Source organism: Kocuria rhizophila, assembly GCF_003667225.1.
Lineage (GTDB): Bacteria > Actinomycetota > Actinomycetes > Actinomycetales > Micrococcaceae > Kocuria > Kocuria rhizophila.
In genome coordinates, this window is sequence record NZ_RCOM01000063.1 from 1 (window position 1) to 15,786 (window position 15,786).

A 15,786-nucleotide genomic window follows, 5' to 3' on the forward strand; every position below is an offset into this window, starting at 1 on the left:
GGGCGGGCGTACGGGACCTTGGTTCCCAGCACGGACGCCAGCGTGTCCTGCGCAATGCGCTGCGCGGTGAGGCCCGTGTGCCGCAGGATTTGGTCCCGGCTCGCGTGCTCCAGGAACTCCGTGGGAAGGCCCACCTCGTTCAGCGCGGTGTCCACCCCGTGCGCCCGCATCTGCTGGCGGATGAGAGAACCGATGCCCCCGGCGCGCACCCCGTCCTCGACGACCACCACGATCCGGTGGCGCGCAGCAGTCTCCACCACGGAGTCCGCCACGGGCAGCACCCAGCGGGGATCGAGCACGGTGGAGGACACGCCGTGGGCGGCGAGCCGCTCGGAGACGTCCAGCGCCATGACGCACATGGCACCCACACCCACGATCAGCACGTCGCGGTGCTCCTGCTCCGGACCGGTGCCCTCGCCGCTGCGGGCGAGCACGTCCACACCGTCCGCCAGGCGCTCCAGCGCGGGCAGGGGGGCGCCCACGGGGCCCTTGGGGTAGCGCACCACGGTGGGTGCGTCGGACACGGCCACCGCCTCGCGCAGCTCCTCGACCATCGTGGCCTCGTCACGCGGTGCCGCGAGGTGCAGCCCGGGCACGATCTGCAGCAGTGCGAGGTCCCACATGCCGTGGTGGCTGGGGCCGTCCGGGCCCGTGACGCCCGCGCGGTCCAGCACCACCGTGACACCCGCCCTGTGCAGGGCCACGTCCATGAGCAGCTGGTCGAAACCGCGATTGAGGAACGTGGCGTAGAGCCCCACTACGGGGTGCAGGCCGCTGAAGGCCATGCCGGCGGCCATGGTCAGGGCGTGCTGCTCCGCGATCCCCACGTCCACCACGCGGTCCGGGTGCGCGAGCTGCATCTTCTGCAGCCCCATGGGGATCAGCATGGCGCCCGTGATCCCCACCACGTCCTCCCGGTCGTCGGCGATCGCCGCGATCTCGTCCCGGAACACGTGGGTCCACGTGCGGGCGGAGGCCGTGCCGGTGGGTTTGCCCGTCTCGGGGTCGATCACCGGAACGGAGTGGAACTGGTCGTTCTCGTCCAGCCGCGCCGGGAGGTAGCCGTGACCCTTCTCGGTGATGGCGTGCACGATCACCGGCCCGCCGAAGTTGCGGGCGTTGGTCAGAGCCTGCTCCATGGCCGCGAGGTCGTGGCCGTCCACCGGACCCACGTACTTCATCCCGAGGTCCTCGAAGATGCCCTGCTGGACCACCACGTCCTTGATGCCCTGCTTCATCCCGTGCAGGCCGCGGTAGATCGCCTGGCCCAGGTGCCCGGACGCGGTGAGCATGTGCTTGGCCCGGTCCAGCGTCTGCTCGTAGCGGCGGTCCGTGCGCACCGCGTCCACGCCCTGCTGCACGCTGGCCTGCAGGTCCTTGAGGTGGTTGGCGAACCCGCCCACCGTGGGGGCGTAGGAGCGGCCGTTGTCGTTGACCACGATTACGACCTTGCGGTCCCGGTCCGAGGCGATGTTGTTCACGGCCTCCCAGGCCATGCCTCCGGTGAGCGCGCCGTCCCCGATCACGGCCACCGTGTGCCGGTCGTTCTGACCCGTGAGCGCGTAGCCCCGGGAGATCCCGTCCGCCCAGGAGAGGGACGAGGACGCGTGGGAGGACTCCACGATGTCGTGCTCGGACTCCGCCCGGGAGGGGTACCCGGCCAGACCGCCCTCCTGCCGCAGCGTGCTGAAGTCCTGTCGCCCGGTGAGCAGCTTGTGCACGTAGGACTGGTGGCCGGTGTCGAAGACCACGGAGTCCGTGGGCGAGGAGAAGACGCGGTGCACCGCCATCGTGAGTTCCACAACGCCCAGGTTGGGCCCCAGGTGCCCCCCGGTGGCCGAGACGTTGCTGATCAGGAACGCGCGGATCTCCCCCGCCAGCTGCTCCATCTGCCCGGCGTCCAGCCGCTTCAGGTCTTCAGGTCCCGCGATGCTCTCCAGAAGGGTCATTGCCTGCTCTCCGTGGTGTCTCGGCGCCGGTGCCCCGCACCCGCCAGGCGGTGGCCCGGTGGGAGGTGTCGCGTTGGGGGCGCGGCGCCCGAATGCTCCGTCCGATCCTACTCGCACCCCGTGGGGCGCAGCGCACACGGCAACGGCCGGGACCCCCGGACAGGGGATCACCGGCCGTTGCTCGGGTGTGCCGTGCGGAACGCGCTACTTGGCGATCTGGCGCAGCACGTACTGCAGGATGCCGCCGTTGCGGTAGTAGTCGGCCTCACCCGGGGTGTCGATGCGCAGCACGGCGTCGAACTCCACGGTGGAGCCGTCCTCCTTGGCGGCGGTGACCTTCAGGGTCTTGGGAGTGGTGCCCTCGTTGAGAGCGGTCACCCCTTCGATCGAGAAGGTCTCCGTGCCGTCCAGGCCCAGGGAGTCCGCGGACTCGCCCTCGGGGAACTGCAGGGGCAGCACACCCATGCCGATCAGGTTGGAGCGGTGGATGCGCTCGTAGGACTGTGCGATCACCGCGCGCACACCCAGCAGGGAGGTGCCCTTGGCAGCCCAGTCGCGCGAGGACCCGGAGCCGTACTCCTTGCCGCCCAGCACCACCAGGGGCACGCCGGCCTCCTGGTAGTTCATGGCGGCGTCGTACACCGCGGCCTGGGGGCCGCCGTCCTGGGTGAAGTCGCGGGTGAAGCCACCCTCGACCCCGTCCAGGAGCTGGTTCTTGATGCGGATGTTCGCGAACGTGCCGCGGATCATGACCTCGTGGTTGCCGCGGCGGGAGCCGTAGGAGTTGAAGTCCTTGCGCGCCACGCCGTGCTCGGTGAGGTACTTGCCCGCCGGGGTGTCCGACTTGAACGAGCCGGCCGGGGAGATGTGGTCCGTGGTGACAGAGTCCCCCAGCTTGAGCAGCACGCGGGCACCCTCGATGTCCTCCACCGGGGTGGTCTCCATGGACATGCCCTCGAAGTACGGTGGCTTGCGCACGTAGGTGGATTCGGGGTCCCACTCGAACACGTCACCCGTGGGGGTGTCGAGGTTCTGCCAGCGCTGGTCGCCGTCGAAGATCGTGCCGTACTCGCGGTCGAACATCTCCGTGTCGATCGACGCGTCGATGATCTTCTGCACCTCGGTGGGGTCCGGCCAGATGTCCTTGAGGAACACGTCCTTGCCGTCCGAGTCCTGGCCCAGGGGCTCCTTCTCGAAGTCGAAGTCCATGGTCCCGGCCAGGGCGTAGGCGATGACCAGCGGCGGGGACGCCAGGTAGTTCATCTTCACGTCCGGGTTGATGCGACCCTCGAAGTTGCGGTTGCCGGAGAGCACGGACGTGACCGAGAGGTCGTTGTCCTGGATGGCCTGGGAGATCTCGGACTCGAGCGGACCCGAGTTGCCGATGCACGTGGTGCAGCCGTAGCCCACGATGTAGAAGCCCAGCTCCTCCAGCGCGGGAACCAGACCGGACTTCTCGTAGTACTCGGTGACCACGCGGGAGCCGGGGGCGATCGAGGTCTTGACCCACGGCTTGGCCTTCAGACCCTTCTCCGTGGCGTTGCGCGCCAGCACGGCCGCCGCCATCATCACGGAGGGGTTGGAGGTGTTGGTGCACGAGGTGATCGAGGCGATCGACACCGCACCGTGGTCCAGCTCGAACTCGCGGCCGTCGGGCATGGTGACGGGCACGGTCTTCTCGGCACGATCACGCAGCTGGGCCGCGGAGGCCTCCCGCGGCTCGTGCTCCGGGTCCTGCTCCTCGGCGGCGTCGTGGGACGGGGCGTCCGAGGCCGGGAAGGACTCCACCACGTTGGCGTCCACCTCCACGTTCTCGTCCTGCGCCACGTAGTTCACGAGGTCCTCGCGGAACTGCTCCTTGGAGCGGGACAGCTCGATGCGGTCCTGGGGACGCTTGGGTCCGGAGATGGAGGGGACCACCGTGGAGAGGTCCAGCTCCAGGTACTCGGAGTAGCTGACCTCCTTGGCGGGGTCGTGCCACATGCCCTGTTCCTTCGTGTACGCCTCGATCAGGGCGATCTGCTCCTCGGAGCGGCCCGTGAGCTTCAGGTAGTCCAGGGTCACCTGGTCGATCGGGAAGATCGCGGCGGTGGAGCCGAACTCCGGGGACATGTTGCCGATCGTGGCGCGGTTGGCCAGCGGCACGGCCGCCACGCCCTCGCCGTAGAACTCCACGAACTTGCCCACCACGCCGTGCTCGCGCAGCATCTCGGTGATCGTCAGCACCACGTCCGTGGCGGTGGCGCCCGCGGGGATCTCGCCCGTGAGCTTGAAGCCCACCACGCGGGGGATCAGCATGGAGATGGGCTGGCCCAGCATGGCCGCCTCGGCCTCGATGCCGCCCACGCCCCAGCCCAGCACGCCGATGCCGTTCTCCATGGTGGTGTGGGAGTCGGTGCCCACGCAGGTGTCCGGGTAGGCACGCACGGTGCCGTCCACCTCGCGGGTCATGACCACGCGCGCCAGGTTCTCGATGTTGACCTGGTGCACGATGCCCATTCCGGGCGGAACGACCTTGAAGTCGTCGAACGCGGTCTGACCCCAGCGCAGGAACTGGTAGCGCTCACCGTTGCGCTGGTACTCGATGTCCATGTTGCGCTCGATCGCGTCGGCGGAGCCGAACTCGTCGATCTGCACGGAGTGGTCGATGACCAGCTCGGCGGGTGCCAGCGGGTTCACGCGGGAAGGGTCTCCCCCGAGGTCCGCCACGGCCTCGCGCATGGTGGCGAGGTCCACGATGCAGGGCACGCCGGTGAAGTCCTGCATGATCACGCGACCAGGGGTGAACTGGATCTCCGTGTCGGGCTGGGCGCTGGGGTCCCAGGACCCCAGGGCCTCGATGTGCTTGCTCGTGACGTTGGCACCGTCCTCGGTGCGCAGCAGGTTCTCGAGCAGGACCTTCAGGCTGTAGGGGAGCTTCTCGGCTCCCGCCACGGCGTTCAGTCGGAAAATTTCGTAGTCGGTGCCCTTGACGTTGAGAACGCCCTTGGCTCCAAAGCTGTCCACAGTCATGGTGTGGAACTCCTCTCGCCACCGTCGGTTGCGTTCCACGCACCGGGGCACCGGAGTGTCCCGCGCACGGGGAACGGTCCCTGCCAGTGTATCCCGTGCCACGTCCCGCGCCCGTCATGACCACCCCGGGGAACCCGCCCGGGCGGTCCGGTCCGCGTGGACCGGCTCAGGCGTCGCGGCGCAGCACGGCCACGGCCTCCACGTGGTGCGTGTTGGGGTACAGGTCCAGGGCCGTCACGTCCTCGACCTTCCACCCGCGCCGACGGAGCCTGCCCAGGTCCCGCCCGAGGGCCGCCGGATCGCACGCCACGTACACGATGGTGCGGGGCCCGGCCTGGTCCACGGCGGCCAGCACCTCCTTGGCGGCACCGGCCCGCGGCGGGTCCATGATGACCACGTCGGGACGCGGCACCCGTGCCCCGGCGGACGACGCCGCTCGGTGGCCTCGGCGTCGTCGGTCGCCCTGGCGGTGGCCCCCGCGTCCGATCAGGACACGGGCCACGTCCCCGCGCACGCTGCGCACGTGCTCGGCGTGGGCGAGGTTGTGGGCGGCGTCGGCGGAGGTGACGGGCGAGCCCTCCACCGCGAACACCGCGCCGCTCTCCCCCACGGCGCGCGCCGCGACGGCCGTGAACAGCCCGGCGCCGCTGTAGAGGTCCCACACGGTGTCACCCACGCGCAGGTCGGCCCCGGCCAGCACGGTCCCGGCGAGCGCCGCCGGGGCCTCGCGGTGGATCTGCCAGAAGCCCGTGGGGCTCACGCGCCACTGCAGCGGCTGCGCGGCCTCCCCGGAGGCGTCCGTGGACGCGGGCCACTCGAGGGTCTCGAGCACCTCGCCGGTTCCGGCCCATGTGGCGACCCTGCGGTGGTCCGCCGAACGCGCCGTGACGGAGACGCCGTGGGCGGAGCCCCACTCGCCGAGCTGGGCCCGCAGCGCGTCTAGCTGCCGTTCGCCCGCGTCCGCCCGCAGGCTCACGTGCAGCAGCGGGGTCCGGCCGTTCGCCGGGGCGGAGACGTCCAGGCGCTCGGCTCCCTCGACACGCAGGGCCCACGGGGCCAGGGCCTGGATCGGGGCGGAGGCCAGGGGCATGTCCTGGAGGGTCACCAGCTCGTTGGAGCGGTGCGGGTGCATGCCGGGGGTGCCGTCCGCGGCCACGTCCAGGTGCAGCCGGGTCCGCCACCCCGTGCCGTCGGGCGTCTCCCCCTCGGTGGGGTGCACCCGGCCCTGCCACTCGTGGCCGGCCAGGTGCAGGAGCTGCTCCGCGAGAACGCGCCGCTTGAGCTCGCGCTGGGTGGCGAGGTCCGCGTGGCCGAACTCCGCTCCCCCCACCGGCTTGCGCCCCTCGGCCGCCGCCAGCAGGGCGTCGGCCCGGGACCACACGTGGTGCTCGCGGCGTCCGGGCGCGGGGTCGACGACCTCGACCACGTCCCCGCGCCAGAAGGACGCGTCGGGCTGCCGGTCCGTGAGGGCCACCCGTGCCAGCTCCCCGGGCAGCCCGTGCCGCACGAACACCACCCTGCCCTCGGCAGTTCGGGCCACCACGTGGCCGCCGTGGGCCACCTCGCCCAGGCGCAGCTCGAGGGTGTGCGGGGTGTCGGTCATCGGCTGTTCTCCGTGAGTTGCAGTTCGCGCACCGATTCGAGGTGCCAGGGCACGGAGGCGATCATGACTCCGCGTTCGTAGTGCAGCCGGGTCCGCAGGGGGCGGATGGCCTGGTTGTGCAGGAAGCGTTCCCAGCCGCGCCCCACCACGTACTCGGGGAGGTAGACGATCACGAGGTCCCGGGGGGACTTGCGCCGGATCCCGCGGATGTGGGCGATCACCGGGCCCACCGAGTCCCGGTAGGGCGAGGCGAGCACGGTGATGGGCACCGGGATCTCCAGCGACTGCCAGCTGCGCACGATGTCCTCCGTGCGCGTGCGGTCCGTGTCCACCACCACGGCCTCCAGGCTGGAGGGGCGGGACGCCCGCGCGTAGGTCAGTGCGCGCACCACGGGCTTGCGGACGGACGTGACCACGATGATCGAGTGCACACGGGAGGGCAGGGCGCGCACCATGGAGTCGGGGTGCACCTCCAGCTCCGCGTCCACGGCGCGGTAGTGGTGGGCGATGGCCCGCATGAAGAGGGTGGTCAGGGCGATGGCCACGATCGTGAGCCACGCCCCCTGCGCGAACTTGGTCACGAGGATCACCACGAACACGGCGGCGCAGGCCACCAGGGCGACCGTGGCCACCGTGAGGCGCACGGCGATCTGCCGGTTGGTGGCCCGGGAGGTCCGCGTGCGGCGGAGCCGGTTCCAGTGCCGCACCATCCCGGCCTGGGTGAGGGTGAAGGCGAAGAACGCGCCCACCACGTAGAGCTGGATCAGCGCGTTGACGTTCGCGCCGAACACCAGGGTGAACGCGGCCGCCACCACGGACAGCAGCACGATCCCGTTGGTGAAGGCGAAGCGGTCCCCCCGGCTCTGCAGCTGCCGGGGCAGCAGGGCTGCGGAGGCCAGCCGGGAGGCGAGCACCGGGAAACCCGAGTAGGCGGTGTTGGCCGCCATGAACAGCACGCCCACGGTCACGAGCGCGAGCACCACGACCCACACGGAGTCCGCGCCGGTGACCGCCTGGGCGATCTGGGCGAGCACGGGGACCTGGTAGAAGTCCGCGGCGGGAGCGTGCCCGTCGATCAGCAGCTGCCGGTCGGGGTCCATGACCACCACCACGCCCGTGCGCCGGGTCAGGTACAGGACCCCCAGCAGCAGCACGGCGGAGAGGGCACCGAGGACGGCGAGGGTCCGCGCGGCGTTGAGCGCCTTGGGCTTGCGGAAGTAGGGCACGGAGTGGGTGATCGTCTCCACCCCGGTCACGGCCACCGCGCCCGAGGAGAAGGCCCGCAGCACGAGCATGGCGCCCGCCAGACCCACCAGTCCCGCGTCCATGCCCTCGGCGGGCAGCACCTCGTAGGCCGCCGACGGCGCAGGGTCCAGTGCCCCGGCCAGGTCCTGCACCACACCGACCACGATGAGCAGCAGCACCACGGCCACGAAAGCGTACGTGGGTACGGAGGACGCCCGGCCCATGAACTTCAGCCCGCGCAGGTTCAGCAGCCCCACCAGGGCGATCCCCACCACCGCGACCGCGGTGCGGTGCTCCACCAGCACGGGGACGACCGCCGCGAGGTACTGCGCGGCGGCGGCCATGGACACCGCGACCACCAGCGTGTAGTCGACCATCAGGGCCGCACCCACGGCGGCACCGGCGGGACGTCCCAGGTTCTTGGAGGCGATCTCGAAGTCCGCGCCGCCCGAGGGATAGGCCCGCACGTTCTGCCGGTAGGCGGTGATGACCACGGCGAGGACCACCAGTACCGCAAGCCCCACCCAGGGGGACACCACGATCGCGGAGGAGCCCGCGAGCGCGAGCGTCAGGACGATCTCGTCGGGCGCGTAGGCCACCGAGGAGAGGGCGTCGGACGCGAAGACGGGCAGGGCCGTGCCCTTGGAGAGCACCGTGCCCGCGGCGCGCTCGTTGTGGAGGGGTTTGCCCACGAGAGCGCGGCGGAGGAGCTGGGACGCATACACGTGGGAACACGCTAGTCGCTGAGCGGGTCCTTGTCCCGCGGTGGTGGCACCTATGCTGTGCCCCATGGCGCATTTCGTGATCATGGGCGTGGGCAGGGTGGGCATCAGCCTGGCGCACGCCCTCGAGGACTCCGGGCACACCGTGGCGGTGATCGACCAGGACGACCGCGCGTTCCGCAAGCTGCGTCCCGACTTCTCGGGCAAGAAGGTCACCGGCCACGGCTTCGACAGGGATGTGCTGCAGCGCGCGGGGATAGCGGACGCCTACGCGTTCGCGGCGGTCTCCAGCGGGGACAACTCCAACATCATCGCGGCGCGCGTGGCGCGCGAGACCTTCAAGGTCAAGCACGTGGTGGCCAGGATCTACGACCCCACCCGCGCCGAGTTCTACCAGCGCATGGGAATCCCCACCGTGGCCAGCGTGCGCTGGAGCGCGGACCAGGTGCTGCGCCGGATCCTGCCCGAGCACGCGATCACGGGCGACTTCCGGGAGGCCTCGGGGCGCCTGCAGCTCGGCGAGCTTCCCCTGGACGACTCCTGGTCCGGGCTGCACCTGGACCGGATCGAGGAGGCCGCCGGGGTGCGGATCGCCTTCGTGACCCGTTTCGGGGAGGGCATCCTCCCCGCCAGCGACACCAGCTACCAGCAAGGAGACATCGTGCACGCGATGATGCGCGTCGAGGACGTGGAGCGCGTTGCCCGCGTCCTCTCCCGTCCGCCGTCGGACGAGGTCATGGAGGCCGTGGCGCTCGCGGCCACCCGGGACGGGAAGGGGCGGCACTGATGCACGTGGTCATCGTGGGCGGGGGCTCCGTGGGTTCCTCGATCGCCCGGGAGCTGCTCTCGCACGGGCACGACGTCGTGGTGGTGGACGCCACCGCCGAGGTGATCGGGCGCTCCAACCTGCGCGGTGCCCAGTGGGTTGTGGGGGACGCGTGCGACCTCGACGTCCTGCAGCGTGCCCGGGCCGAGGAGGCGGACGTCATGGTGGCCGCCACGGGGGACGACAAGGCGAACCTCGTGGTGTCCCTGCTCGCCCGCAGCGAGTTCGGGGTGCCCCGCACCGTGGGCCGGGTGAACAACCCCAAGAACGAGTGGCTCTTCGACGACGCCTGGGGCGTGGACGTGGCCGTGTCCACCCCCCGCCTCATGACGGCCCTCGTGGAGGAAGCCGTGGAGATCGGGGACGTTGTGCGGCTGCTGAGCTTCCAGACCGGGGCCGCCACGCTGTCCGCCTACACGGTCCCGCGCGAGCACCCCGTGGTCGCGAGCACGGTGTCCCAGGTGCCGTGGCCCCCGGACGTGGCCCTCGTGGCCATCCTGCGCGACGGCGTGCCGATCGCCCCGTCCGTGGACGACCTGCTGGAGGGCGGGGACGAGCTCTTCTTCATCACCACCGCGGAGGGAGAGGAGCAGCTGCGGGCCATGTTCACCACGGCCCGGGACGTCAATCTGCAGGCTGCGCTGGACGAGGGCGGCTCGACAGCCATGCCAGCCACAGCACGGCGGCGTACAGCGGGGTCCCCATCACCAGACGCGTGACGCCGAGAGCGGTCACGTTCTCGGCGTAGTACAGCGGCAGCTGGACCACCAGGCGGGCCGTAAACATGGCCATGAGCAGCCCGTTGGCCCGCTGGTAGACGGCGCGTCGCGCCGGATCGGACTGCCAGGCGGTCCCCTCGCCCCGCACGTAGCCGTACAGCACCCCGAGCAGGGGCCACTTCACGGCCGCCGACAGCGCGAGCCCCAGCAGCCACGCGGCGTTGATGAAGAATCCCGGGACGTAGTAGTCCAGTGCCTGACCGCCCACCCGTGCGAACAGCGCGCACACGCCCACGCCCACGAGACCGGCGAGCGCCTGGGTGACCGTCTGGCGCTGCGCGAGCCGCGCGAGGGTGAACACGGCGGCGGTCGCGATAGACGCGGTCAGGGCCACGGACAGCTCGCCCACGAGGATCACGCACGCGAGGTACACGAGCCCGGGCAGGATCGACTCGACGACGCCGCGCCAGCCGCCCATCGCGGAGAGCACGTCCAGCTGCCCGCTCTCGTCGCGGCGCAGGCCGGAGCGCTCGGCGAACTCCTGCGCGGCGCGGCGCACCGAGGCGTCGGGGTCCCCGGCGGCGTCGCCCCGGGTGGGCTCTGCGCCCGGCTCCCGCGTCATCGGGCGGCCCGCTTGGGCGTGACGATCTCGTAGCGAGGGTTGTACATGGTGGGAACCCCGTCCGGGAAGCACACGACCGCGAGGCAGCGCAGCCTGGTGCCGGCGGCAACTCCCGGAACCGTGCGCTGACCGTGCCACAGCAGCTCCACACCGCACGGCACGGCGCTGCCGGGACGCGGCACCTTCAGCAGGGCGCGGAAGTGCGGGGGCGCGGTGGCGGGCGCCACGGTGACCTCCACCACCACGCCCTCCACCACCGCCCGGCGCCGGCACCGCTCCCCGGTGCCGGGCGTGAGCTCGTGCTCCCCGGCCTCGGGCTCGGAGCGCACGTCGATCGCGCCGGTGAGGGGGTTGTTGACGGGCACGGTCAGCCGATCTCGGTGATCTCGGGACCGCGGCGCGGCGGCTGAACGTCCGGGCGCGACGACGCCTCCCCGGACCCACCGACGCCCTGCGGTGCCGTGTCCCCGGGGCCGTCCGCGCGGGTGATCGTGGCGTTCTCGGGCATGGTCAGGGCCAGCATGTCGCGCGGCGGGTGCGGATCCTGGCCGCGGACCACCACGAGGGCCCGCACGGCGTCGTCGAGCACCTCCGCAGTGGTGCCGGGCATGGCGGCGCCGCCCGTGAACACCGCGCGCAGGAACCAGCGTGGGCCGTCGATGCCCACGAAGCGCGCGAGACGGTAGCCCTTCTGGCCGTCCGGGGTGGTCCCCGGGAACTTCGCGTCGACCTGCAGCCCGAGCGGGCCCTGGGACACGGTCGGGTTCCCGCCGTCGCGGCGCAGCCCGGCCACGAGCTCGGCCCGCACCTCGTCCCACAGCTGCGCGGTCTTCGGGGCCGTGAACGCCTGCAGCTGCACCGAGCCGTCACGGAAGTCCAGGTTCACCGCGCGCGGCACCTTGGTGTGCTGGTCCACCTCCATGCGCACGGTCACCCCGCTGATGGGCTTGACCAGCAGTGCACCCATGTCCAGGTAGTCGCCACGTTCACCCGAGAACTCGGCCTCGTCCCACGGGCCGTTCGCCCGCGGGTCCGTCACGTCCTGATCCGGCTCGCCCGCCTCCTCGCCCTGGGGGGCGCCGTTCTCCTCGGCGGCCGTCTCCGCCGCGTCGGTGCTGTTGCGCTTCTTACGTCCGAACATCGATCACTCCAGGAAGTCGTCGGGCAGAAAATCGGTGGTGCCCCGCCACGGGTGCGGGTCAGTGGGTTCCGGAGGAGCCGAAGCCCCGTTCCCCGCGCTCACTGTCGTCGAGCTCGTCGCTCAGCACGAAGCGCGCCGTGACCACCGGCTGGATCACCAGCTGGGCGATCCGCTCGCCCCGGCGGACCGTGTAGCTCTCGCGGGCGTCCGTGTTGAGCAGGCACACCTTCAGCTCCCCCCGGTAGCCGCTGTCCACGGTGCCCGGGGCGTTGACCACGGTGATCCCGTGCTTCACGGCCAGTCCGGACCGGGGGTGCACCAGGCCCACGTGGCCCTGCGGGACGGCCACGGCGACACCCGTATCCACGAGTGCCCGCTCACCCGGCGCCAGTACCACGTCGTGGCGCGCCCGCAGGTCCGCCCCGGCGTCGCCCGCGCGCGCGTAGGACGGCGGGAGCAGATCCGGGTCCAGCATCCGAAGCGGAACGGGGAGATCCTCGGGGGTGTTCACGTCAGTCACAGTCCTCCACTCTAACGCCCCGCCCCGGCGCCGACGGAGCGCGTTCAGCACCCATCCAGGAGCAGCGGGTCAGTACCACCGGGCCCATTCCCGGGACCACCGCCGCGGGCGGAGGTCACGAGTGGTGCGCCCCGCCCCGGTCCCAGGGGGGTCTCCGGCGGCGCCGCAACGGACCCGGACGTCCCGCGGCCGTGTGGCCACGCCATCCGCGGTCTCCCGGCGGCGCACCGGGCGCACGAGTGTGCCAGGGTAGAGGCATGAGCTCTCAGCACCCCGTCCCCGGCGAGAACACCCCTCAGGACGCCACGACCCCCCGCGAGGCCCGGAGCACCGCACCGGGGAGCAGCCCGGGCCGCACCGCGACCGCCGGTCCGCACGACCCGCGGGACCGAGAGGTGTCCCCCGCGTCCCGTGCCGGGGACGCGGACGGCGCGAGGGCGGCGTCGTCCACCGGCGGCGCGCACGACGGCGCGGTGCGCTACTCCGAGAAGCTCACCGTGTCCTGGTGGATGTGGCTGATCGTGGCCTTCGTGGGCGGCACGGGCTTCGTGGCCGTGGCCCCCATCAGCATTGTCGTGGGAGTCGTCGTGGCCGTGGTGCTGGTGGTCGCCGTGGGTCTCGCGGTGCACCTCGGCGCGCCGAGCATCGTGCTCACGGACGAGGACCTGCGCGTGGGACGGGCGTACATCGAGCGGCGCTACGTGGGCCGCGCGGAGGCCCTGCGCGGAACCGCGGCCCGTGAGGCACGCGGCCCGCAGCTGGACGGCCGCGCCTTCATGAACTTCCGGGTGTCTGTCCCGGACCTGTGCCGGATCGAGATCACCGACCCCGTGGACCCCACGCCCTACTGGCTCACCGCGACCCGCCATCCGGAGGAACTCGCCCGCGCCATCAACGAGCGACCGGCGCCCGGCCACTGACGGACGCGCTGAGCCCCGGCCCTCCCGCGCGGATGCGGCCACGTGCCCCGGTCCCGGGAACGACGACGGGCGGTCACCCTGACAGGGTGACCGCCCGTGGCAGTCGTGCGGGCGGGGAACTCAGCCCAGGCACTCGTAGCAGTACTTCACGCCGCCGCGCTCCTCGGCGAGCTGCGAGCGGTGGCGCACCAGGAAGCAGGAACCGCACGTGAACTCGTCGTCCTGGGCCGGCAGGACCACCACGGAGAGCTCCTCGTTGGAGAGGTCCGCTCCGGGCAGCTCGAAGCTCTCGGCCGCCGTGGCCTCGTCCTCGTCAACGCTTCCGGACTGGTGGTCCGACCGCCGGGACTGCAGCTCCTCGATGGAGTCTTCCTTGAGGTCCTCGTCCTGCTTGCGCGGCGCGTCGTAGTCTGTGGCCATGTGTCTATCCGCTCCAACCGGTCTTCGCGAGATCGCTGTGTGCAACGGCGTCCGGACGATCTCCCCCGGGGCCGTGTCGCGTAGAGTGTGCACCATGGGGGCTGAAAAAGCCAGTGCCCCTGACACAGATTTCTCACAGGGCATGATCCGCCGCAGCGGCGGGCAGATCCGCGCCCGGACCAGCCCCGACGCCGCCGCCACGCGGCCGTGCGGCACCCGCCCCGGCGCCCCGCGGGCCTGCCAGTAGACTGGCGCACGGATGGCGCGGGGCGCACCACGGAGGACGTGGGGAGCGCTCCCCCGACGGAAGGACAGCATGGAGCAGTTGCGCCTGGCAGGAGTGCACGACGACGGCGAGCACCTGATCGTGGAAACCCCCGACTCCACGCGGTACCGCCTGAAGATCGACCAGCAGTTGCGGCAGGCGATCCAGTACGCCCGGCGCAAGCCGCCGGCCCGGGGGCGCGGCGGCGCGTCCTACGGTCCGCGCGACATCCAGGCGAGGTTCCGGGCGGGTGCCAGCGTGGACGACATCGTGGCCGAGTCCGGGTGGGAGCCGGAGCGCGTGCGCCGCTACGAGTGGCCCATCCTCGCCGAGCGCTCCCACATGGTCACCGAGGCCTGCCGGGTCAAGGTCTCCGGCACCAACCCCTCGCACGACGGCTACCGCTCCGTGTTCGAGGGAGAGCCCAAGTCCCTGCAGGAGACGGTCGAGGCCCAAGCGGCCCGACTCGGCGTGGACCGTTCCAGCTTCGACTGGGACGCGTGGCTCCGGGAGGACCAGCTGTGGACGGTGCAGCTGAGCTTCGACCCCCCTGCCGAGCGTGACTCCCTGCCCGCACCCGAGCCGGCACGGTGGAGCTACAACCCCGCCACGCGCAGCGTGCGCCCGGACAACGACTGGGCCCGGGCCCTGGGAGAGGAGCCCCGCGAGACGGGCCCGCTCGGCGCCGCGGCACCGGCCGCACCCGTGCAGGCCCCCGGCCGCGCCGTGCACCGGCTGCAGCACGAGGCCGGCCCGGCGGACGACCTCCTGGACGTGCTGCAGGCCCGCCGCGGCCGCCGTCTGGGCACCGACGAGTCCGGCGACGACCGGCTCGCGGAGATGCTCGGCCGCGGGATGGGCCAGGTGGAGCAGCGCCCCCGGCCGATCGACGCGCCCAAGGACTCCCCCGTGTTCGACCGCCCCATCCAGCCCGCCGCCTCGCAGGTGGCCGAGGACCAGGCGCTGCGGGGTGAGGGGATCCAGATCGTGGACGACTCCACCCCCGACCGCGAGGATCCCCGTGCCACCGGTGCGGACACCTCCCCCGAGTCAGCTCCCGGGCCCGAGGAGGACACCCACCTGGACGGGGACGAGACCTGGGTGGAGGTCACCCAGGAGCAGGACGCCCCCCGGGAGCGCACCGACCTCCAGGGCCCCGAGGGCCACACCGACGCCGCTCCGGTGGCCACCCTGACCCCGCGCACCACGGGTGCCGGTCGGGATGCGGCCGGTCACGGTGCGCAAGACCCGGAGGAGAGCAACCGGGACGAGGATCCTCGGGAGACTCGGGCGGCTTCCGCCGAGCACGACGCCGGCGCGGACTCCGAGTCCACAACCCCCGGACCGCGCGGACGCACCCCCAAGGCGAAACGGTCCTCCGTGCCCAGCTGGGACGACATCGTGTTCGGCGCCAACAGGTCCTGACCACTCCACGGCCACGAGCCGTGGTGCAACACCCCCGCGCCGCACGGTACAGTCGCGTGGGCAGGTCGGGTTCCACGGGGAGAATGTGCTCCGGCCGCACGCGAACACGGGCAACTCGTAGGGAAATCGGGCATGAGCAACTCCATTCAGGACGATCTATTCGGCGACGACTCACCGTCGGGCGAGGGCACGGACTCCGCGCCCCGCTCGGGAGCTCGCCGCTACCTGGCACCCGTGGCCCTGGGAGGGGCCGCGCTGCTCGTCCTGGCCGGTGTGGGTGCCGTGGCCTTCACGGGGTTCACGGGAGGTTCGGACGAACCCGCTCCCGCGGACTTCGCCACGGAGACCGCAACACCGAGCGCTCCCCCGACGCGCACGAAGACCCCCACCCCGACTC

Annotated in this window: 13 protein-coding genes and 1 pseudogene; 5 read left to right on the plus strand and 9 right to left on the minus strand. The window is 71.8% G+C overall.

What is annotated here, in order from left to right; genetic code table 11:
- The 4 genes from dxs to D9R02_RS08845 all read right to left on the minus strand — a co-directional run.
- Positions 1 to 1,949, minus strand: a 1,949-nt coding sequence (gene dxs, locus D9R02_RS08830) for a 1-deoxy-D-xylulose-5-phosphate synthase (RefSeq protein WP_121566762.1), incomplete at its 3' end; no start/stop codon positions are given.
- A 204-nt stretch (positions 1,950 to 2,153) separates the two neighbouring features.
- Positions 2,154 to 4,961 (minus strand): aconitate hydratase AcnA, encoded by a 2,808-nt coding sequence (acnA, locus tag D9R02_RS08835; protein ID WP_121566763.1) that lies wholly within the window; start codon positions 4,959 to 4,961, stop codon positions 2,154 to 2,156.
- Between the two features lie 166 nt (positions 4,962 to 5,127).
- Positions 5,128 to 6,564 (minus strand): class I SAM-dependent RNA methyltransferase, encoded by a 1,437-nt coding sequence (locus D9R02_RS08840; RefSeq protein ID WP_121566764.1) that lies wholly within the window; start codon positions 6,562 to 6,564, stop codon positions 5,128 to 5,130.
- Positions 6,561 to 8,534, minus strand: coding sequence for an APC family permease (locus tag D9R02_RS08845; RefSeq protein WP_039102193.1), 1,974 nt, complete (start codon positions 8,532 to 8,534; stop codon positions 6,561 to 6,563). Before D9R02_RS08845 ends, D9R02_RS08840 begins: the two co-directional genes overlap by 4 nt.
- Positions 8,535 to 8,598: 64 nt before the next feature.
- Here D9R02_RS08845 and D9R02_RS08850 point away from each other — a divergent pair, with 64 nt between their 5' ends.
- Positions 8,599 to 9,318 (plus strand): potassium channel family protein, encoded by a 720-nt coding sequence (locus tag D9R02_RS08850; RefSeq protein WP_039102209.1) that lies wholly within the window; start codon positions 8,599 to 8,601, stop codon positions 9,316 to 9,318.
- The gene (locus D9R02_RS08855; protein WP_121566765.1) at positions 9,318 to 10,076 is read left to right on the plus strand and encodes a potassium channel family protein; all 759 of its coding nucleotides are present in this window, start codon (positions 9,318 to 9,320) and stop codon (positions 10,074 to 10,076) included. The genes D9R02_RS08850 and D9R02_RS08855 overlap by 1 nt, the downstream gene beginning before the upstream one ends.
- Here D9R02_RS08855 and D9R02_RS08860 read toward each other — a convergent pair.
- Genes D9R02_RS08860 through dut form a run of 4 tightly spaced genes read right to left on the minus strand, consistent with a single transcriptional unit; the run spans position 9,982 to position 12,314 of the window.
- Positions 9,982 to 10,698 carry a DUF3159 domain-containing protein gene (locus tag D9R02_RS08860; protein ID WP_082019334.1) on the minus strand — a complete coding sequence of 239 codons (717 nt, stop codon included), beginning with the start codon at positions 10,696 to 10,698 and terminating at the stop codon, positions 9,982 to 9,984. The two genes, D9R02_RS08855 and D9R02_RS08860, sit on opposite strands and share 95 nt — an antisense overlap.
- Positions 10,695 to 11,063 (minus strand): hypothetical protein, encoded by a 369-nt coding sequence (locus tag D9R02_RS08865; RefSeq protein ID WP_019310676.1) that lies wholly within the window; start codon positions 11,061 to 11,063, stop codon positions 10,695 to 10,697. The genes D9R02_RS08860 and D9R02_RS08865 overlap by 4 nt, the downstream gene beginning before the upstream one ends.
- Positions 11,064 to 11,065: 2 nt before the next feature.
- The gene (locus tag D9R02_RS08870; RefSeq protein WP_121566766.1) at positions 11,066 to 11,839 is read right to left on the minus strand and encodes a DUF3710 domain-containing protein; all 774 of its coding nucleotides are present in this window, start codon (positions 11,837 to 11,839) and stop codon (positions 11,066 to 11,068) included.
- Between the two features lie 58 nt (positions 11,840 to 11,897).
- Positions 11,898 to 12,314 carry a dUTP diphosphatase gene (gene dut / locus D9R02_RS08875; protein WP_121566767.1) on the minus strand — a complete coding sequence of 139 codons (417 nt, stop codon included), beginning with the start codon at positions 12,312 to 12,314 and terminating at the stop codon, positions 11,898 to 11,900.
- 302 nt (positions 12,315 to 12,616) lie between these two features.
- Between dut and D9R02_RS08880 the strand changes: the two genes are divergently transcribed.
- Complete coding sequence (locus D9R02_RS08880) at positions 12,617 to 13,279, plus strand: DUF3093 domain-containing protein (protein ID WP_019310680.1); 663 nt, start codon at positions 12,617 to 12,619, stop codon at positions 13,277 to 13,279.
- Between the two features lie 120 nt (positions 13,280 to 13,399).
- On the opposite strand, the gene D9R02_RS08885 is transcribed toward D9R02_RS08880, so the two are convergent.
- Positions 13,400 to 13,699: a DUF4193 domain-containing protein gene (locus D9R02_RS08885; protein ID WP_019310681.1), complete on the minus strand. Its 300-nt coding sequence runs from the start codon at positions 13,697 to 13,699 to the stop codon at positions 13,400 to 13,402.
- A gap of 316 nt (positions 13,700 to 14,015) precedes the next feature.
- On the opposite strand from D9R02_RS08885, the gene sepH reads away from it, so the two are divergent.
- Together sepH and D9R02_RS08895 are read left to right on the plus strand one after the other, a co-directional pair.
- Complete coding sequence (sepH, locus tag D9R02_RS08890; protein ID WP_039102198.1) at positions 14,016 to 15,389, plus strand: septation protein SepH; 1,374 nt, start codon at positions 14,016 to 14,018, stop codon at positions 15,387 to 15,389.
- Between the two features lie 132 nt (positions 15,390 to 15,521).
- A pseudogene (locus tag D9R02_RS08895) lies at positions 15,522 to 15,786 on the plus strand (hypothetical protein); the annotation flags it as partial.